This window comes from Blastococcus sp. OS1-29 (genome assembly GCF_057628075.1).
This window is the reverse complement of the sequence record NZ_JBXXJK010000008.1, coordinates 212,550-231,349: the sequence shown is the minus strand read 5'-3', so window position 1 is coordinate 231,349 and position 18,800 is coordinate 212,550. Positions and strand designations below refer to the sequence as shown.

At 73.7% G+C, this 18,800-nt stretch carries 16 protein-coding genes and 1 riboswitch; of the genes, 4 read left to right on the top strand and 12 right to left on the bottom strand.

Annotation, left to right across the window (positions count from 1 at the left end):
- Position 1 precedes the first annotated feature (1 nt).
- Genes AC2H4J_RS20530 through AC2H4J_RS20505 form a run of 6 tightly spaced genes read right to left on the bottom strand, consistent with a single transcriptional unit; the run spans position 2 to position 7,060 of the window.
- Positions 2–904, bottom strand: a complete 903-nt coding sequence (locus tag AC2H4J_RS20530) for an SDR family oxidoreductase (RefSeq protein WP_487466764.1) — start codon at positions 902–904, stop codon at positions 2–4.
- 32 nt (positions 905–936) lie between these two features.
- On the bottom strand, positions 937–2,091 hold the full coding sequence (locus tag AC2H4J_RS20525; RefSeq protein ID WP_487466763.1) for a thiolase C-terminal domain-containing protein: 1,155 nt from the start codon (positions 2,089–2,091) through the stop codon (positions 937–939).
- Positions 2,088–2,507, bottom strand: coding sequence for a Zn-ribbon domain-containing OB-fold protein (locus AC2H4J_RS20520; RefSeq protein ID WP_487466762.1), 420 nt, complete (start codon positions 2,505–2,507; stop codon positions 2,088–2,090). Before AC2H4J_RS20520 ends, AC2H4J_RS20525 begins: the two co-directional genes overlap by 4 nt.
- On the bottom strand, positions 2,504–3,631 hold the full coding sequence (locus tag AC2H4J_RS20515) for an acyl-CoA dehydrogenase family protein (RefSeq protein WP_487466761.1): 1,128 nt from the start codon (positions 3,629–3,631) through the stop codon (positions 2,504–2,506). The genes AC2H4J_RS20520 and AC2H4J_RS20515 overlap by 4 nt, the downstream gene beginning before the upstream one ends.
- Positions 3,628–5,859 carry an acetate--CoA ligase family protein gene (locus AC2H4J_RS20510; protein ID WP_487466760.1) on the bottom strand — a complete coding sequence of 744 codons (2,232 nt, stop codon included), beginning with the start codon at positions 5,857–5,859 and terminating at the stop codon, positions 3,628–3,630. The genes AC2H4J_RS20515 and AC2H4J_RS20510 overlap by 4 nt, the downstream gene beginning before the upstream one ends.
- A gap of 1 nt (position 5,860) precedes the next feature.
- Entirely contained in the window at positions 5,861–7,060 is a 1,200-nt protein-coding gene (locus AC2H4J_RS20505; protein ID WP_487466759.1) for an acyl-CoA dehydrogenase family protein, read from the bottom strand.
- Positions 7,061–7,222: 162 nt separating this feature from the next.
- Between AC2H4J_RS20505 and AC2H4J_RS20500 the strand changes: the two genes are divergently transcribed.
- On the top strand, positions 7,223–8,191 hold the full coding sequence (locus AC2H4J_RS20500) for a zinc-binding dehydrogenase (protein ID WP_487466758.1): 969 nt from the start codon (positions 7,223–7,225) through the stop codon (positions 8,189–8,191).
- A complete protein-coding gene (locus AC2H4J_RS20495; RefSeq protein ID WP_487466757.1) occupies positions 8,188–8,934 on the top strand; it encodes an enoyl-CoA hydratase/isomerase family protein in 747 nt (248 codons plus the stop codon). The genes AC2H4J_RS20500 and AC2H4J_RS20495 overlap by 4 nt, the downstream gene beginning before the upstream one ends.
- On the opposite strand, the gene AC2H4J_RS20490 is transcribed toward AC2H4J_RS20495, so the two are convergent.
- Genes AC2H4J_RS20490 through AC2H4J_RS20475 form a run of 4 tightly spaced genes read right to left on the bottom strand, consistent with a single transcriptional unit; the run spans position 8,918 to position 13,019 of the window.
- Positions 8,918–10,156, bottom strand: coding sequence for an MFS transporter (locus AC2H4J_RS20490; protein WP_487466756.1), 1,239 nt, complete (start codon positions 10,154–10,156; stop codon positions 8,918–8,920). The two genes, AC2H4J_RS20495 and AC2H4J_RS20490, sit on opposite strands and share 17 nt — an antisense overlap.
- Positions 10,156–11,115, bottom strand: a complete 960-nt coding sequence (locus AC2H4J_RS20485) for an LLM class flavin-dependent oxidoreductase (protein WP_487466755.1) — start codon at positions 11,113–11,115, stop codon at positions 10,156–10,158. The genes AC2H4J_RS20490 and AC2H4J_RS20485 overlap by 1 nt, the downstream gene beginning before the upstream one ends.
- Before the next feature lie 3 nt (positions 11,116–11,118).
- Positions 11,119–11,838: a nitroreductase family protein gene (locus tag AC2H4J_RS20480; RefSeq protein WP_487466754.1), complete on the bottom strand. Its 720-nt coding sequence runs from the start codon at positions 11,836–11,838 to the stop codon at positions 11,119–11,121.
- Complete coding sequence (locus AC2H4J_RS20475; RefSeq protein WP_487466753.1) at positions 11,835–13,019, bottom strand: acyl-CoA dehydrogenase family protein; 1,185 nt, start codon at positions 13,017–13,019, stop codon at positions 11,835–11,837. Before AC2H4J_RS20475 ends, AC2H4J_RS20480 begins: the two co-directional genes overlap by 4 nt.
- Positions 13,020–13,116: 97 nt before the next feature.
- Between AC2H4J_RS20475 and AC2H4J_RS20470 the strand changes: the two genes are divergently transcribed.
- The gene (locus tag AC2H4J_RS20470) at positions 13,117–13,866 is read left to right on the top strand and encodes an SDR family NAD(P)-dependent oxidoreductase (protein ID WP_487466752.1); all 750 of its coding nucleotides are present in this window, start codon (positions 13,117–13,119) and stop codon (positions 13,864–13,866) included.
- A gap of 75 nt (positions 13,867–13,941) precedes the next feature.
- Positions 13,942–14,070, top strand: a riboswitch (FMN riboswitch).
- An 85-nt stretch (positions 14,071–14,155) separates the two neighbouring features.
- Positions 14,156–15,517, top strand: a complete 1,362-nt coding sequence (locus AC2H4J_RS20465) for a bifunctional 3,4-dihydroxy-2-butanone-4-phosphate synthase/GTP cyclohydrolase II (RefSeq protein ID WP_487466751.1) — start codon at positions 14,156–14,158, stop codon at positions 15,515–15,517.
- Here the strand turns inward: AC2H4J_RS20465 and cofC are convergent.
- Positions 15,478–16,188 carry a 2-phospho-L-lactate guanylyltransferase gene (gene cofC / locus AC2H4J_RS20460; RefSeq protein WP_487466750.1) on the bottom strand — a complete coding sequence of 237 codons (711 nt, stop codon included), beginning with the start codon at positions 16,186–16,188 and terminating at the stop codon, positions 15,478–15,480. The two genes, AC2H4J_RS20465 and cofC, sit on opposite strands and share 40 nt — an antisense overlap.
- Positions 16,185–18,800 carry a bifunctional FO biosynthesis protein CofGH gene (locus tag AC2H4J_RS20455; RefSeq protein WP_487466749.1) on the bottom strand — a complete coding sequence of 872 codons (2,616 nt, stop codon included), beginning with the start codon at positions 18,798–18,800 and terminating at the stop codon, positions 16,185–16,187. The genes cofC and AC2H4J_RS20455 overlap by 4 nt, the downstream gene beginning before the upstream one ends.

Sequence of the window (18,800 nt, the reverse complement as noted above, 5' to 3'; positions counted from 1 at the left end):
GTCAGACCTGGTCCAGCTGCGGCAGCCGGGGGTTCTGCACCGAGCGGGCCAGCAGTTCGCGCACCGGCCCGTCGATCTCCTCGGCCGTCCAGAGCCGGTCCAGCTGCTCGGTTGGCCCGACGTTCCAGCCCTCGTACACGCCGAGGAGCCCGCCGTTGGACGCGAAAACCTGCCCGGTGACGCCGCTGGAGCGCTCGCTCGCCAGCCACGCCACGAGCGGCGAGATCGCGGCCGGGTCGTAGGGGTCGAAGTCGCCCTCGGGCTCCTCCATCAACCCGTCGGTCATCCGGGTCCGGGCCCCGGGCGAGACGGCGTTCACCGTCACCCCGTAGCGCGCGAGCTCCATGGCGGCGATGACGGTGAAGCTCGCGATGCCCGCCTTGGCAGCCCCGTAGTTGGTCTGCCCGACGTTGCCCAGCAGGCCCGAGGACGACGTCGTGTTGATCAGCCGCGCGGACAGCTGGTCACCCGCCTTCGCCCGGTCCTTCCAGTAGCGCGCGGCCGCACGCGAGGGGGCGAACGTCCCGCGCAGATGGACGCGGATGACGTCGTCCCACTCGTCGTCGGACATGTTGGTCAGCGTGCGGTCGCGGACGATGCCGGCGTTGTTGACCAGCGCGTCCAGCCGGCCGAACCGCTCGACGGCCGTCGCCACCAGGGCGTCGGCGGAGGAGGTGTCCGACACGTCGCCGTAGTCGGCGAGCGCCTCCCCGCCCAGGGCGACGATCTCCTCGACCACCGCGTCGGCCGCACTCGTCGATCCCCCGGCGCCTTCCCGCGAGACACCGGGGTCGTTCACCACGACCCGGGCGCCCTGGCGGGCCAGCTCGAGGGCGTGGAAGCGTCCGATGCCGGCGCCGCCGCCGGTGACGACGGCGACCCGTCCCTCGCACAGTCCTGTCATGTCACTCCTCGTCTCGATCGGTTCCTGGGTCATCAGGCGGCCGCGACCTCGGCCGACGCGAGCACCAGGACGCCGGCGCTCATGAACGACCCGCCGTTGCCGAGCACGACGCTGGTGCGCACGCCGTCGACCTGGGCCGCCGCTTCCCCGCGGACCTGCCGGACCGACTCCTGGATCGCGAACATGCCGTACATGCCGGTGTGGGTGTAGGACAGCCCGCCACCGTTGGTGTTGGTGGGCAGCGAGCCGCCGGGTGCCGTGTGCCCGTCCGCCACGAAGGAGAAGGACTCACCGCGGCCGACGAAGCCCAGGTCCTCCAGGCCGTACAGCGGAACGTGCGCGAACGCGTCGTAGAGCATCAGGTGGTCGACGTCGGCGTGGCCGATCCGCGCCTCGGCGAACGCCGCCCGCCCGGCGTCGGCGAACGCCCGCGACGACGTCAGGTCGGCCATCGCGGAGATCGACGAGGACTCGGACGCCTCGCCGGCGCCGAGCAAGTGGACCGGCGGCTTGGGCGCGGCCTTGGCCCGGTCCGCGGACGTCAGCACCAGCGCCGCGCCACCGTCGGTCACCAGGCAGCACTCGAGTAAATGCAGGGGGTAGGAGATGACCGGCGACGACAGGACGTCGTCCACGGTGATCTCCTCCCGGAGCTTCGCCCGGGGATTGAGCGCGGCCCACCGGCGCTGGACTACGGGTACCATGGCCAACTGCTCCGGCGTCATGCCGTACTGCTTCATGTAGCGCAGGACGCCGACCGGGAAGGTCGACGGAGCGAACACGCCGCCGTACGGGACCTCGAACTGCCCGCGCATCGACTGCGGCGCCGGCGCCCACGGCTGCATGCCGACCCGCGACCGGCCCGACTCGCCGTGGGTGATCAGGACCGTCGAGCACAGGCCCGCCACGATCGCGGCCGCCGCGTGCCGGACGTGCAGCAGGAAGGACGAGCCGCCGACCATGGTGCCGTCCAGGTAGGCGGGCCGGATCCCGAGGTAGTGCGCCACGTCGACCGGGCTCTCACCGGCGCACGCCACGCCGTCGATGTCGGCCATGGTGAGCCCGGCATCGCGCACGGCCGCCAGGCCGGACTCCGCGTGCAGCTGCAGCGCGGACTTGTCGGGGACCCGCCCGATCCGCTCCGACTCGGCGGCCCCGATGACGGCGACCTTTCCCCGAACGCTCATCGCATGCTCCCCGCCGGCTGGAACTTGGGCACGGCGACGTCGCCGTGCTTGTCGAACACGACCTCGAGCTCCATGTCCAGGACGAGGTGCTCGGGGTCGTTCGGAACACCGACGATGTTCGACATCAGGCGGGGGCCCTCGGCCAGCTCCACCACCGCGATGGCGTAGGGCACGTCGTCCTCGAACCCCGGGGCCGGGCGGTGCGCGATGAGGAAGGAGTACAGCCGCCCCCGACCGGAGGCGGCGAACCACTCGATGTCGGTCGAGGAGCACGAGGGGCACACCGACCGCGGGTAGAAGAACGCGGTCCCGCAGTCGCGGCAGCGGGGCAGCCGCAACTCCCCCGCCGCGGCGCCGTCCCAGTAGGGCTGCGTGTCCGGCGTCGGCTGGGGAACCGCCTTTCCTCCGCCGCTCACGCGGAGATCCCGACCTGCGCGGCCAGGCGCTCGCGGTGCATCGCCGGCTCGCCGAGCAGCATCTCCGACGCCTTGGCGCGCTTGAAGTACAGGTGCGCGTCGTGCTCCCAGGTGTAGCCGATGCCGCCGTGCACCTGGATCGTCGATGCGGTCACCGCGGTGTAGGCCTCCGAGCAGACCGCCTTCGCCACCGACGCGGCGACCGCCAGGTCGTCGGTCCGGCCGTCGACGGCGAACGCCGCATACATCGCCGCCGAACGGGCCGCCTCGACCTGCAGCAGCATGTCCGCGCACATGAACTTGACCGCCTGGAAGCTGCCGATGGGCGCACCGAACTGCTCGCGCACCTTCGCGTACTCGACGGTCATCTCCAGGCAGCGCTCGGCGCCCCCGACCTGCTCGCACGCCAGCGCGGCAGCACCCACCCGCAAGGTCTCGTCGAGCACCTCGCGGGCCCGGGCACCGACGGCCACCGCCCGCCCGGACGCGCCGTCCAGCGTGACGGTCGCCAGCCGGCGCGTGAGGTCGAGGGGAGGCACGTCGACAGCAGTGACCCCGCCGCCGCGGGTGTCGACGGCGACCAGCACGTCGCCGCCGTCGTCGGTCTGCGCGAGGACCAGCAGCAGGTCGGCCTGCGCCCCGTCGACGACGAAGGACTTGCTCCCCGTGACCCGCCACGCATCGCCGTCCGCCGCGGCACGCGTCCGCGGCGCCGCCGCCGACCAGTCGCCGTCGTCCTCGACGTGGGCGAGGGACGCGACCACCTCGCCCGCGGCGATCCGCGGCAACCACTCCTGCCGCAACGCCTCGTCGTCCCCGCGCAGCAGCGCGGTCGCGGCCAGGACCACGGTCGACAGGTAGGGAGCGCGCAGCAGGCTGCGCCCCATCTCCTCGAGGACGACGGCCTGCTCGGCGAACCCGTACCCGGCGCCGCCGTACTCCTCCGGGATGGCCATGGCGTGCAGCCCGAGCCGCTCGGCCATCGTCTTCCACAGACCCGTGTCGTACGGCTCCGGGTCGTCCAGCGCGACCCGCAGCCGGTCGCTCCCCCACTGCTCGGCGAGCAGTCGCCGCACGCCCGCGCGCAGCGCCTCCTGCTCCTTCGTGAACCCCAACGTGATCATGACCTCGACCCCTTCGCGACGTCCGCCGTCCTGCTGTCCGACCGCGACCGGATGACCAGCGCGTCCAGCGCCTCCACGTCGCGTCCCTGCACCCTCAACGGGTTGATCTCGATCGACTCCCATGCATCCCCCCAGGCGAGCGCGGCATCGGCGACGGCCCGCACCGCCTCGGCCACTGCCCTGATGTCGGCCGGCTCCTGGCCGCGGACGCCCCGCAGCAGCGGCGCCCCGCGCAACTGCTGGAGCATCTCCTCGACGTCGGTCGTCGTGACCGGGAGCGGCCGGATGGCGACGTCGGCGAGGAGCTCCACGAGGACGCCGCCCATGCCGAGCACGAGTACCGGTCCCCAGACCGGGTCCCGGTTCACCCCGACGATCAGCTCGACACCTCCGCGGCGGAAGGGCGCCACGAACACCCCGTCCAGCCGGGCCGTGGGTGCCTTCTCGGCGACGGTCTCGAGCATGGAGGTGACGGCGTCGCGAACGGCCACGTCGCCTTCGACGTCGAGGACGACGCCGCCGACGTCGGACTTGTGCGCGACGTCGGCCGAGCTGACCTTGAGCACGACCGGGCCGCCCATCGACGCGGCCGCGGCCGCCGCCTCGGCCCCGTCCCGGACCACGGCGTGCGGCACGACGGGAACCCCGTGCCGCTGCAGGGCGGCGAGCGTGGCCGCCTCGGTGAGGGGACCGTCGTCGAGCGGATCCGCGTGCTGCCCGCTGGGCGAGGCCGCCGTGCGCGCCGATCGACGGAGCAGCCGGTCGCGCGCCGCGGTGTAGCGCACGGCGTCGGCCACCGCGTCCAGGCCGGGCTGGATGCCGGGCAGGCGGACCAGGCCCAGGTCCGCGAACAGTCGGCGGGCGAAGTCGCTGATGCCGACGGCCACCTCGTCCTGCAGGAGGACGGGGACGTCGAGCCGGCTCGCCATGTCGGCGATCGAGGAGAAGTGCGCCCGCACGGCGTCCGGATTCGGCGGGTCCTCGCCGGGGGTGACGAAGGCCTGGAACAGCAGGATGTCGTACGCGTCCGGCGCGGTGCGCCCGACGACCTCGGCGGCCCGGACCGGCAGGGTGGCGTCCACGGTCGCGTAGCCGGTCACGTCGAGCGGGTTGTGCACGTGGGAGAAGCCGGGCAACAGCGTGGCGAGCTCTTCGGCCGCGGCCGGCGGGAGCTCCGGCACGGTCAGCCCCTGCTCGGCCGCCTTGTCGGCGACCAGCTCGCAGCTACCGCCCGACGCCGACACGACGCTGATGCGGCCGCCCCGTGGCCGGATGCCGCGCGCCAGCAGGTCGGTGGTGGCGACCAGCTCCTCCATGCTGTGCACCTCGACCACGCCGAGGTCCCGCAGCACCGCGGACGTCACGTCGGCGTTGCCCGCCAGCGCCCCCGTGTGCGACTGCGCCGACCGCCGGGCCACCTCGCTGCGGCCGACGCTGAGGACGACGAGCGGCCGATCCAGGTCGAGCGCCCGGGCCGCCAGCGCCCGGAAGGAGTCGGCGTCACGGAACGCCTCCACGAACAGCCCCACCGCGCCGGTGTCCTCTTCCTCCACCAGGTAGCGCGCGACATCGGCGACGGAGAGCGCGGCCTCGTTACCGGTGCCGGCCAGCATGCCGACGCCGACGCCCCACGACCGGGCCAGACCGAGGAGCGGCTTCATCAGTCCACCGGACTGGAGGACGAAAGAAGCGCGGCCGGGGTCGGGCAGCGGCGGCAGTGCCAAGCCGAAGGGCGCCACCCCGTGACCGACGTCGACGAAGCCGCTCCCGTTGGGCCCCAGGACGTGCACGCCGGTCTCCCGGGCGGCCGCGACGAGGTCGCGCTGGTGTGCGCGACCGTCCTCGGTCTCCCCGAACCCGGCGGTGAGGACGACGGCGCTCCGCGTGCCGGTCGCGGCGGCCTCCCGCACGATGTCCGCGATCGTCTCCCGCGGTGACATGACGTAGGCCAGGTCGACGGGCCGGCCGAGGTCGGTCAGGGACCGCACGGCCGGGACGCCGTGCACGGCGTCACGCGTCGGACTGACGCAGAACACCTCGACGTCAGGCGAGAGCCGCCGCAGGTTGGCGAAGGCGTTGACCGACCACATCGACCGCTCGGTCGCACCCACCAGGGCCACCGACCGCGGACGGAAGAGGCTGCGCAGATCCGGGTACGGCAGCGATCGGCCGGTCGTCGGGGCCGCGTTCCCCTGCCCGACCGCGCGGGCCAGTTCGGAGGTCGGCACGTCAGTTCGACCTGGGCAGGCCCAGGACCCGCTCGGCCACGATCCGGCGCTGGACCTCGCTGGTGCCGGCGAAGATGGTCTCCGCGCGACTGGCGAGCCAGGCCTTCTGCCAGCGGTCGACCCGATAGCCGTCGCCGTCGGGACGGACGAGCCCGTCGGCGCCCTCGACGTCCATGGCGATCTCGCCCAGCCGGCGGTGGTACTCGCTCCAGACCAGCTTGGTCAGCGACGCCTCGGCGCCCAGTTCGCCGCCCGAGGCCAGCTTCGCCAGGACCCGCTGCCCGGTCGCCTTCATGACGTGCACCTGGCTGTACGCCCACGCCAGCTGCTGGCGCAGCAGGGGATCGTCGGTCCGGCCGCGCTCGCGGGCCAGCTCGACGAGCGCCGTCCACTCGCGTTCGTACTGGAGGTGCTGGACGGCGGCGACCGCGCCACGCTCGCTGCCCAGGGTGGTCATCGCGCTGCGCCAGCCGTTGTTCAGGCCGCCGATGACGTTGAACAGCGGCGCCCGCGCGCCGTCGATGAACTCCTGGCAGAACGCGTCCTCCCCGGCCATGGTGACCAGCGGGCGGACCTCGATCCCGTTGTCCTGCATGGGGACCAGGACGTAGGAGATGCCCTTGTGCTTGGGCGCGGCCGGGTCGGTGCGGCACAGCAGGAAGAGCACGTTGGCGAGGTGACCGCGCGACGTCCAGATCTTCTGCCCGGAGATCACGATCTCGTCGCCCTCGACGACTCCGCGCGTCGAGACCGCTGCCAGGTCCGACCCGGCGCCGGGCTCGGAGAAGCCCTGGCAGTAGCGGTCCTCGCCGCTGACGATGCGCGGCAGGAAGTGCGCCTTCTGCTCGACCGTGCCGTGGGCCAGGATCGCCGGTCCGGCCAGCCGCTCCCCCATGCCCCGGGTCACCCGTGGCATGTCGACCCGGGCGAACTCCTCGGCGACGACAGCCATCTCGAGCTCGTCGAGGCCTCGTCCGCCGTACTCCTCCGGCCAGTGGGGGCACACGAGCCGAGCCTCCAGGGAGGCACGCTCCCAGGCCGTGTAGTCGTCGAAGAGCGGCGAGTCGGGGTTGCGCCAGGCGTCGTTCTCGACCTCGTACTCGGTTCGCCCGGCCAGCGAAGACTGCCGGTGCTCCTCCAGCCAGGCGCGAAGCTCGGCTCGCAACGATGCAGTCCGGGTCTCTGCCGCTTCGATGGTCACGATTCCTCCGTGGTCGTGGCGCCGACTAGGGGTGGGGCGCCGGAGCGGGCTGGTCGGTCTCGCCCACGTGCTCTCCGGCGGCACAGCTGGGACCGTACCGGCTAGTTGGTATGTTGTCGACAACCTCGCTGGCCTGAGCGTCCGAACCTCTGGGGAGCACCCGTGATCGCCATCCTCGCAGCATCCGCTTCCGCCGAGAACCCGCTCTCCGGCCTGGCCGTCTCCGACCGACCCGATCCCGACCCCGCCGACGGCTGGGTCCGGCTCGACGTCCGTGCGGCCGCGCTGAACCATCACGACATCTGGACCCTGCGTGGCGACGTCGTGCCCCGGGGAGGCCTGCCCTCGGTCCTCGGCACCGACGCGGCCGGCGTCGACGAGGAGGGCAACGATTACGTCGTCCATGGCGTTCTCGGGAACCCCGACCGTGGCCACGGCGACGAGACGCTGGACCCGGCCCGGTCGGTCCTCAGCGACGCGGGCCACGGGACGTTGGCCGAGCGGATCACCGTGCCCCGGCGGAACCTCGTACCCAAGCCACCGGAACTCAGCTGGGCCGAGGCCGCCTGCCTGCCGACGGCCTGGCTGACCGCGTACCGGATGCTCTTCACCAAGGCGAAGGCCGGGCCCGGCGACACCGTTCTCGTCCAGGGGGCCGGTGGCGGTGTGGCGACCGCTGCGGTGCAGCTGGCCGTCGCCGCCGGCCTCGCCGTCCGCGTGGTCACGCGCGACGAGGACCGTGCGGTTCGCGCCCGCGAGCTGGGGGCCCACGAGGTCTTCCTCGTCGGCGAGCGCCTGCCCGACGACTGCGACGTCGTCCTGGACACCGTGGGCCAGGCGACGTGGCGCGCGTCCCTCGCTGCCGTCCGGCCGGGCGGAACGGTCGTGCTGTGCGGAGCCACGTCCGGCTTCGACGCCCCCACGAACCTCGCGCGCCTGTTCTCCCGGCAGATCACCGTGCACGGCTCGACCATGGGCACGCTGACCGAGCTGCGGGAGCTGATCCGGTTCCTCGTGACCTCCGGGGTCCGGCCGCTCATCGACTCGGTCTGCCCGCTCGGCGCGGCACCGGACCAGTTCAGCCGGCTGCTGTCCGGCCGCGCGTTCGGAAAGCTGGTCGTCGAGCCATGAGCTACGTCCAGGTGACCCGGCGCGGGGCCGCCCTGTGGGCCCGGATCGACCGACCGGAGCGGGCCAACGCCCTCGGGCCGGAGGTGCGCGACGGCCTGGCCGCGTGGCTCGACGAGGCCGCCGGTGACGCCACCGTCCGCGCCCTCGTGCTCACCGGCACCGGGCGGGCGTTCTGCGCGGGCGCCGACGTGCGCGCATCGGCGGATCTCGGTGCCGCGCGGGATCGGCTCGCCTTCCTCGGCAGCATCCGGGACCTGGTCGACCGCATCGCGGACGCCCCCGTTCCGGTCGTGGCGGCAGTGAACGGCGCAGCGTTCGCCGGGGGCCTCGAGTTGGTCCTCGCGTGCGACCTGGTGGTGGCCGCCGAGGACGCCGAGTTCGGCGACCTGCACCTCCCGCACGGCCGCATCCCGGCCTGGGGAGGATCGGCACGGCTCGTGCGCGCCGTGGGTGCCGCGCGCGCCACTCGGATGCTCCTGCTCGGCGAGCGGTTCACGGCGGCACAGATGGCGGAGTTCGGACTGGTCAGCCACGTGGTGGCCGCCCAGGCGCTCGTCCCGACCGTCGACGAGGTGACCGCGACGCTCGAGGGCCACCCCCTCCCGGCGCTGCAGGACATGACCCGCCTGCTCCGCGCAGTCCGCGACGTGCCGACCGGCGCGGGCCTGGAACTCGAGTGGGAGGCGTTCGGCCGACACTTCCTCGGCCGCGGGGACCCCGGCAGCGTCACGATCCGCCCGTGACCCCCGGGGCCGTCCGGACGCCGCGCGCACGGGAGAGCAGCGCCATCCAGCCGGTCAGGGCGAGACAGATGACGGCCACCTGGCCCAGCGCCTGGCGGGGCCCCATCAGATCGGCCAGCCGACCGAACGCCGGCGAGCCGAACGGCGTCCAGACGAAGAACGCGATCACGTAGTAGCTCATCATCCGGCTCTGCAGCCGCACCGGGGACCGGAGCTGCAGCGCGGAGATCGCCATCGTGCCGTACAGCTGCATCATCGCGCCGGCGAGGAAGAGGCTCACCGCCATCAGCCAGCCGGCCGGCACGGTGGCGAAGACCAGGGTCACCGCCGTGAAACCGAGGGCCGCCAGCACGAGCAGCCGGTTCGTCGGTGCGGCACGCAGCGACGAGGCTGCCACCGCCCCGGTCACACCGCCGAGGCCGATGGCCGCCAGCAGGACGCCGAACGCCCCGCCGGCGGCACCCCCGTCCTCCGCCACGATCAGCGGGACGACGAGCTGGACGTTCGTGATGCCGATCCCCACGGCCAGGCCACCGAGGAGGGGAACCAGGTAGGGCGGCCGGCGCACGACGGTGAGCGCTCGCTGCGGCGGGCCGTCGTCCCTCTCGTCGACGTCCTCCTCGGCATCCGGGATGCGCCGGACGCGGGCGAGCGAGAGGCTCGCCGCCAGCGCGAAGGCGGCCACCACCGCGAACGCCAGGGCCGTGCCCCCCAGGGCGATGAGACCGCCGGCCAGCGCGGGGCCCACGACGCGGGCCAGCTGGAAGACACCGCCGTTCACCGCGACCGCCGGCGCGAGCAGCGCGCGCGGCACGAGCTGCCGGGGGAAGGACAGACGCACCGGGGCGTCCAGGGCTGCCGGGATCCCGAGCAGGACGGCGAAGGCATAGGCCGGCCCCAGCGTCACCAGGTCCCGGTGGACCAGGACGGCGAGCAGGGCGCTCGCGAGCAGCACGACGCCCTGGGTCAGGAGCAGCAGCCGCCGCTTGTCGAACCTGTCCCCGAGTGCCCCACCCCCGAGGCTCAACGGGATCATCGCGGCGTACTGGAGGGCGGTGACGACGCCGACCGCGACCGGGTCGCCGCCTGAAAGCTCGACCACGAGCCAGACGTTCGCGGTCCGGTGCATCCACATGCTGGCGTTGGCGAACACCTGCGCGAGGACGTACCGCCGGTAGTTCCCGACCCCCAGAGCCTGCAGTGCCTGCGGCAGGGCCGGCATCAGGCGCCGAGCCGGCGGCCCAGGGCCGGGACGACGTCGCGCCCCAGGTGCTGCACGAGCTCGTCGACGTCCAGACCGACGGCCGGGATCACCACCCCCTCGACCCCGCGCGCGGCGAGCCGGCACAGTCCGTCCACGACGTCGGCCGGTGAGCCTGCGACGGCGAACCGGTCGGCCAGCGCCTCGATCAGGCCCAGCCGTTCCACCAGATCGGCGTTGGGGTTGCCGTGGCGCCGGCCGTGCGCGGCGTAGTCGTACTGCTCGAGCAGCTCGACGACCCGGCACCGGACGTCGTCGGGCAGGGCGGCGAGCTCCGACGGGACGCGCAGCACGTGGTTCGCGCCCGACGCGAGCAAGGGCAGCAGCTGACGGGCGGCGGCGTGCCGGTCGTCCCCGAACGCCACCCGGGCCACGACCCAGAACGCGACGCCCTCTCCCGTCGACCGCACCGCCTGGCGCGCCCGCGCGACCGCGCCGTCGTCGACCCCTCCCCCGGACACGACGGCGTCGCCGACCTCGCCGCCGAGCGCCAGGGTGCGCGGCCCGTTCGCCGTGACGACCAGCTCCACCCGGCGTCCTCCCGGCGCCGCGTCCACGGTCTCCCGGACCGTCGCCAGTCCGGCCCGCAGCTCCTGGAGGGGCGCCCGCGTCACCCGTGAACCCGCCAGCGCGCTGTCACCGGCTCCGATGCCGGCGAAGATCCGGCCCGGTGCCAGCTCGTCCAGCGACAGCAGCGCGCGGGCGGTCACCTGCGGCGTGCGGGTGACGACGTTGGTCACCATCGGGCCCAGCCGCACGCGCTCGGTGACCTGTGCGGCGACCGCGAGGGCGACGTACGTGTCGTGGTACCCGGGTGAGTCACCGATGCCGACGGCGTCGACGCCGGCTGCCTCGAGGGCCTGCACCTGCCGGCGCAGCACGCCGAGGTCGGCCGGCGCCAGCGTGACCATGACCCGCATGCCTCAGCCCCCGTCCAGCGGCCGGCCCCAACGGTCCCCGAAGGCCACCTGGGCCACCGGTCTGCGTGGCGCGCGGCGGAAGTCCGTGCCGATCGTGTAGGCGACGGGCAGCAAGGCGCACTGGGTGACGTCGTCGGGGACGCCGAGGATCTCCGCGACGCCGTCCGGCTCGCGCAGGTGCAGGGTGGTGATGATCGATCCCAGGCCGCGGGACCGCAGCGCGAGCTGGAACGACCAGACGGCCGGGAACACCGAGCCGTACAGGGAGGCCGCGTTCGCCGGCGTCGGCCGGCCCCGCCCCGCGCAGGCGAGGACCAGCCAGGGCGCGCGCCCGATGTTCTCGGCGAGATGAGCGGCGCCCGAGTACACCCGCGCCCTGCGCAGGCGCGCGGCCTCCGCCCCGGGGGTCTCCTGCCCCTCGGCGGGACCCGTGGTGTCCAGGAGCCCGGGCAGCCGCGGACCGACGTGGGTGTCGAACACCCGCCGGTATTCCTTCCCCACGGCCTGCTTGACGTCCGGGTCACCGACGAGCACGAACCGCCAGTCCTCCGAGTCCGCCCCGGTGGGTGCCTGCAGTGCGAGATCGAGGCACTCCAGGACCACCTCCCGAGGCACGGCGCGATCGAAGTCGAGCCGGCGCCGGACCGCCCGGGTCGTCGTGAGCACCGTCTCGAAGTCGGTGATCGGCAGCGCCTGCTCGCGCGCGGTGTCCGAGCCGCTCACGCACTCGCTCCCTTCGGCTCCCACCAGATCCGCCGGTCCTGGACGGCCCGCGCGATGATGCCGAGCTGGATCTCCGACGTCCCTTCCACGACCGTCAGGCTCCGGGCGTCCCGGTGGAACCGCTCGACCACGTGCCCGGCGTCGGTCCCAGCGGCGCCGAACACCTGCGCAGCGAGCGCGGAGACCCGCACGGCGCACTCGGTCGCGGCGAGCTTGGCGAGCGCGAGCTGCCCGGCATAGGCCGGACCGCTGCGACCGGTGTCCACGAGCTCGGCCGCGCGGTAGGTGAGCAGCCGGGCGGCCTCCACGTCCAAGGCCGCCCTCGCGAGCTGCCACTGCAGGCCCTGCTGGTCGATGAGGGGGCTCCCGGCAACCGTGCGCTGCTCGGCGTATCCCACCGCCTCCATCAGCGCGCCCTGGGCCAGGCCCAGGCCCCGCGCCGCCACGACCGGGCGCATCGTCGCCAGCGATCCCAGCAGCGGCCCGAGACCCGTGATCCCGGGCAGGATCGCGGTGGACGGGACACGCACCCCGTCGAGGACGACGTCGCCCAGACTCACCCCTCGAACCGACGAGCGCTGGTGCAGTCGGACCGTCACGCCGGTCGCCGCACGGTCGACCACGAAGGCACGCAGCGCGCCGGCCCGGCGCTCGGCCGGGTCCCCGACCGTCGCGACGACGACGAACCAGTCCGCGCCCCCGGCGCCGGACACCCACGCCTTGTTCCCGGTGAGCCGCCAGCCGCCGCCGTCCGGCTCGGCCGTGGTGGCCAGACCGAGGACGTCGCTGCCGGCCTGGGGCTCCGACATGCAGAAGGCGCCCCGCGTCTCTCCCCGCCCGAGCGGCACGAGCAGCTCCCGCTGCTGGTCGGCCGTCCCGCCGAGAAGAATCGGCGCGGCGGGCAGCCGGGACAGCAGGAGCATCAGCCCGGCAGCACTGGAGTGCTGCGCCATCACCTCGGTGGCGCGGGTCAGCGCCGTCACCCCGGATGGTTCCCCGGGGCCCGGACCGCCCAGTTCGGCGGGCAACGTGAGCGAGAACAGACCTTCGGCCGCGAAGTGCGCCTGCAGATCGTCGGGGTAGGTGTCGGTGCGGTCGATCTCGCCGGCCCGGGGCCGCACGAGGTCGACGGCCAGGCCGTGCAGCCGGTCGAGGAACCGGTCGGGGTCAGGAATGATCATCGCCTCCTAGATACCGACTGGATGGTATGGTCCCGCAGCCGCAGCGGTCAACGCCCCGTTCCCGACGTGGGCAGCCCGCCCTGTCGAGAGGATCGGGATGGATCTTGAGCTTGCCGGCGCGCGCGCCATCGTCACCGGTGCCAGCGAGGGCATCGGTCGCGCGGTGGCCGAGGAGCTGGCCGCGGAGGGCGTCCGGCTCGTGCTGGTGGCCCGGCGGCGCGAGCGACTGGAGGAACTACGGGAGGCCCTGCTCACGGCCGGCCGCGAGGAGCCGATCCTCGTTCCCGTGGACGTCACCGAGGAGTCCGCTCCGGAGCGGATCCGGACCGAGGCCCTCCGGGCCTTCGGCGGCATCGACGTCCTCGTCAACAACGCCGGACGGTCCGACCCCCGCGGCGCGGTGCGCGACGAAGACCTGTGGCAACGGCAGATGGAGCTGAATTTCCACGCCAAGCGCCGGTTGGCCGAGGCGCTGCTCGGCGACCTCGCGTCCAGCGGGCGAGGCCGGATCATCAACCTGATCGGCTCCTTCGAGCCGCTGGGAGTGAGCACCGCGTTTCCGGCGGTCGCCGCCACGCGCGTGTGGGCCAAGGGGCTGTCGCGCACCGTGGCCGCCGAGGGCATCACCGTCAACTGCGTCTCGCCGGGCCGGGTGGACAGCGAGCAGGTGCGGCAGAACTACCCGCCCGCCGAGCGGGCGGCCGTGATCGCCGCCAACATCCCGGCCGGGCGCTTCGGCGAGCCACCCGAGGTCGCGGCCCTCATCGCCTTCCTCGCCTCCCCGCGAGCTTCCTACATCACCGGCGAGACGATCCACGTCGACGGCGGCCTGCACCGACACGCGTGATCGCAAAAAACCGACCGGTCGGTATTGCATTCTGCTCCTCCGGGTGTCATGCTCGAGGTACTACGACACACGTAGCGCGTGCTCCAGGGATGGGTGAAATTCCCTACCGGCGGTGACAGTCCGCGACCCGGCCGAGAGATCGGTCGGTTGATCTGGTGGAACTCCAGGACCGACGGTCAGAGTCCGGATGGGAGGCAGCACGCCCTCCCGGTGGAAGCGCTCGCGCTCTCCACCGGGGGCGATGGCCTCCTTGCTCTGGCACTCGCGCCCGGAACGGACGGAGCCGTCGGTGCAGGTGGACTCAGAGGCCTTCGGGTCGGCGCTCGCGGCGCCGGTCGGGCTGGACAGCGTCGAATTCGCGCTCGCCGAGATCGCGGCGGGCCGCCCCGTCGTGGTCGTGGACGACGCGGACCGGGAGAACGAGGGCGACCTGATCATGGCCGCGGACGCGGTGACGCCCGAGTGGATGGCGTTCATCGTGCGGCACACCTCGGGTCTCGTGTGCCTGCCCATGACCGGGCCGGCGCTGGATCGCCTCGGGATCCCGGCGATGGTGCACCAGAACGAGGACCGCATGCAGACGGCGTTCGCGGTCAGTGTCGACGCCCGCGACGGCGTCACGACCGGCATCTCGGCTCGGGACCGCGCGCGCACCGCTCGACTGCTCGCCGACCCGCAGACGCAGCCCGGTGACCTCACCCGGCCGGGCCATCTCCTCCCCCTGCGCGCCCGCGACGGCGGGGTGCTCGTCCGGGGCGGCCACACGGAGGCGGCCGTGGATCTCGCCCGTCTCGCCGGCCGGGAGCCGGCCGGGGTGATCGCCGAACTGGTGGCGGACGACGGCAGCATGCGTCGGGCGCCGAGCTGCCGCGACTTCGCCGACGAGCACCACCTGGCGATGATCTCGATCGCGGACCTGCAGGAGTACCGGCGCCACCAGGAACTGCTCGTCCGCCGGGTGGTCGAGACCCGGATGCCCACGCGGCACGGTCTGCTCACCGCCGTGGGCTACGCCGACCAGGCCGACGGCGAGGGACACGTCGCGCTCGTGGCCGGCCTCGGCCCGGACGGACGGCTCACCGACGGAGAGGACGTCCTGGTGCGCGTCCACTCCGAGTGCCTGACCGGTGAGGTGCTCGGCTCGAGCCGCTGCGACTGCGGTCCGCAACTGGACAGCTCGATCGAGCAGATCGCGGCGGCCGGCCGGGGTGTGGTCGTCTACCTGCGGGGCCACGAGGGCCGCGGCATCGGCCTGCTGTCCAAGCTGCAGGCCTACGCGCTGCAGGACGCCGGGCTCGACACCGTCGACGCGAACACCGCGCTCGGCCTTCCCGTCGACGCGCGGGAGTACGGGTCCGCCGCGGACATCCTCACCGAACTCGGCGTCCGGAGCGTCCGGCTGCTCACGAACAACCCGGACAAGGTGGCCGCGCTGGACGAACGGGGCATCAAGGTCACCGCGCGCGTCCCGCTCGTCGTGGGCACGCACCCCGAGAACATCCGGTACCTCGGCACCAAGCGCGACCGGCTGGGGCACCACCTGGTCGACGCCGTCCCGGGCCGGCTGACAGCCGTCGATCCGGTGCGGCCGGCAAGCACGACCGCGGTCGGTCAGCCGGCGCTGACGTGGGGCAGGGCAGTGACGCGGTGAGCACGGCCCGGTAGCGGCGGGCACGATCCGCGTACGGCTCCCGCCATCGCCGACACGACCGCACGGGTGTGCTGCCCCAGCGGGAGGGACCGTGCCCGCTCGAGGTCGTCCGCGGTGTCGACGTCCTGCCGGATCCCGGCGCACTCCGGCATGCACACCTCCAGGGCTCCGGCCCCGATGTGACGAGCCCGCGAGAGGGCGCCGTACCGCGGCCGGAACGGCGCCTGGCGACCGGCCGCGTACAGCGTCGTTCCGCTGCCCTGGGCGTCGGGCACGAACCAGGTCCCCGCCGGGTCCGGGTGGTCCAGCGCGAGCGTCAACTCGTCCGGGTGCAGCGCCGGGACGTCGGCGGTCAGCGCCGCGACCGCGCAGCCGGGCCGGGCGGACCGGCAGGCGGCAGCGCCCCGGCCGAGGGCGTCGTTCAGCGAGTCACCGGGCCGATCGGCGACGAAGCGCAGCCGCGGGACGCCGAGCAGCCGGTGCCAGCCGGGATCGGCGGTCACGACGACGATCTCCTCGACCTGATCGCAGGCCAGGACGGCGTCCCGGACGTCACGGGCCATGGCGAGGACGAGGGCGCGCCGCAGCGGCACCGGCACACGCAGCCGGGACTTCCCCCGGTGCAGTGGCTTGAGGGGGACGACGACGGACCAGCCGCCTGACGACGTCACGACGGCGTGATCGAGAGGGTGAGCCGGCGGCGGCCCTCGTCGGAGCGGGCGGTGGCGAGTCGTTCGGCTGACGGGGTGCCGTAGTCGGTGGTCCGCTGCCGGGCCGGGCGGCCGATGGCGGCGGCCATGGCCTCCAGTTCGGCGATGGTCTTCAGCGACCCGTTCTCGCTGCCGGCCATCCGGCTGATCGTCTCCTCCATCAGCGTGCCGCCCAGGTCGTTCGCCCCGCCCTGGAGCACCGCCTTGGTGCCGGCGTCGGCCAGCTTGACCCAGGAGGTCTGGATGTTGTCGATGCGGCCGTGCAGCAGCAGCCGGGCGACGGCGTGCACCGCCCGGTTCTCCCGCACCGTCGGGCCCGGCCGGGCGACCCCGGCCAGGTAGATCGGGGAGTTGTGGTGCACGAACGGCAGCAGCACGAACTCGGTGAACCCGCCGGTCTCGTCCTGCACCGCGGCCAGGGTGCGCAGGTGCGCCACCCAGTGCGCGGGGGCGTCGACGTGCCCGTACATCATCGTCGACGTCGTCGGGATCCCCACCTGATGCGCGGTGCGGATGATCTCCAGCCAGGTCGCGGTCGGCAGCTTGCCCTTGGTCAGCACCCAGCGGACGTCGTCGTCGAGGATCTCCGCCGCGGTGCCCGGGATCGAGTCCAGCCCCGCTTCCTTGGCGGCGGTGAGGAAGTCGCGGAACGACAGGCCGGTGCGGGCGGCGCCGTTGACGATCTCCATCGGGGAGAAGGCGTGCAGGTGGATGCCGGGCCGGCGGGCCTTCACCTCCCGCGCCAGGTCGAAGTAGGCGGTGCCCGACAGGTCGGGGTGGATGCCGCCCTGCATGCAGATCTCGGTCGCCCCCGCCGCCCACGCCTCGTCGACCCGGTCACCGACCTGGGTCATGGACAGGGTGTAGGCGTCGGCGTCGGTGCGCCGCTGGGCGAACGCGCAGAACCGGCAGCCGGTGTAGCAGACGTTGGTGAAGTTGATGTTCCGGTTCACCACGTAGGTGACGTCCTCGCCGTTGACGTCGGCCCGGACGGCATCGGCAAGGGCGCAGAGCGCCTCGAGGTCGGGGCCGTCCGCGCCCAGCAGCGCCAGGTACTCGGCGTCGGACAGCCCGGCCGGGTCGGCCTCGGCGTGCCGCAGGGCGGCCAGCACCTCCCGGTCACCGGCCGCGATCGCCGTGGTGTGCCCGTCCCGGGCGGAGACCGTCCGGTCGCGCAGCTCGGACCAGTCGCCGTACACGGCGTCGAAATCGCTGCGCCGGTCCGCCGTCCGCCCGACCGTGTCCACCTCCACGTGCAGGTCCACCCGGCCCGTCCCGGCGGCAGCCGTCCACGCCTCGTCCGGCTCCTGCCACGGCCGCCCGACCGGGTGCCGGCCCTCGACGGCGAGACCGTCCGGGCCGGCGAGGGCGTCGACGTGCGGGCGCACCCGCGGGTCCAGCCACGGCTCCGGTGCCAGCACGTACGGCGGCTGGGCCGCGAGGCGCTCGCGGACGGTGAAGCCGGCCTCGGCGGTCAGCGCCGCGAGCTTGTCGATATTGGGCCAGGGCCGCTCCGGGTTCACGTGGTCCGGCGTCAGGGGCGACACCCCGCCCCAGTCGTCGACCCCGGCGCGCAGCAGCAGCCCCAGCTCGGTGGAGTCCGACAGGTTCGGCGGTGCCTGCACCCGCGCCTTGGGTCCGAGCAGCAGCCGGGTCACCGCGACCGCGGCCACGTACTCCTGCAGCTCCAGGTCGTCGTGCGCGGCCATCGCCGTCCGCGGCTTGGCCCGGAAGTTCTGCACGATCACCTCCTGCACGTGCCCGTGCCGCTGCGCCGACGCCCGGATCGCACCGATCGCGTCGACCCGCTCGGCGTAGTCCTCCCCGATCCCGAGCAGCACGCCGGTGGTGAACGGCACGGCGGAGCGGCCGGCGTCCTCCAGCACCCGCAGCCGCACCGCCGGCTCCTTGTCCGGGGAGCCGAAGTGCGGGCCGCCCGGGGTCGACCACAACCGGGTCGCCGTCGTCTCCAGCATCATCCCCATCGACGCCGACACCGGCTTGAGCCGCTGGATCTCCTCCCAGCTGAGCACGCCCGGGTTGAGGTGCGGCAGCAGCCCGGTCTCCTCCAGCACCCGGATCGCCATCGCGCGCAGATAGCCCAGCGTCGAGTCGAAGCCGTGCGCCTCCAGCCACTGCGCGGCCACCGGCCAGCGGTCCTCCGGCCGGTCACCGAGGGTGAACAGGGCCTCCTTGCAGCCCATCGCGGCCCCGGCCCGCGCGACGTCGAGGACCTCGTCGGGGGAGAGGAACGGCGCCCTGCCCTGCGCCCGGAGCTGACCCGGCGTCGTGACGAACGTGCAGTAGTGGCAGCGGTCGCGGCACAGGTGCGTGAGCGGGATGAACACCTTGCGGCTGTAGGTCACCACCCCCGCCCGCCCGGCCGACGCCAGCCCGGCGTCGCGCACCCGGCCGGCCGCCGCCAGCAACCGGTCCAACGGCTCACCCTCGCCCAGCCCGCGGGCGTGCAGCAGGGTCTCGGCTTCCGTGGCGTCCAGCGTCACACCGCGCTCGGCGCGGGTGACCGCGCGGTGCAGCGTGGACACGGACGGGGCGGGCAACGGAGTCGTCAT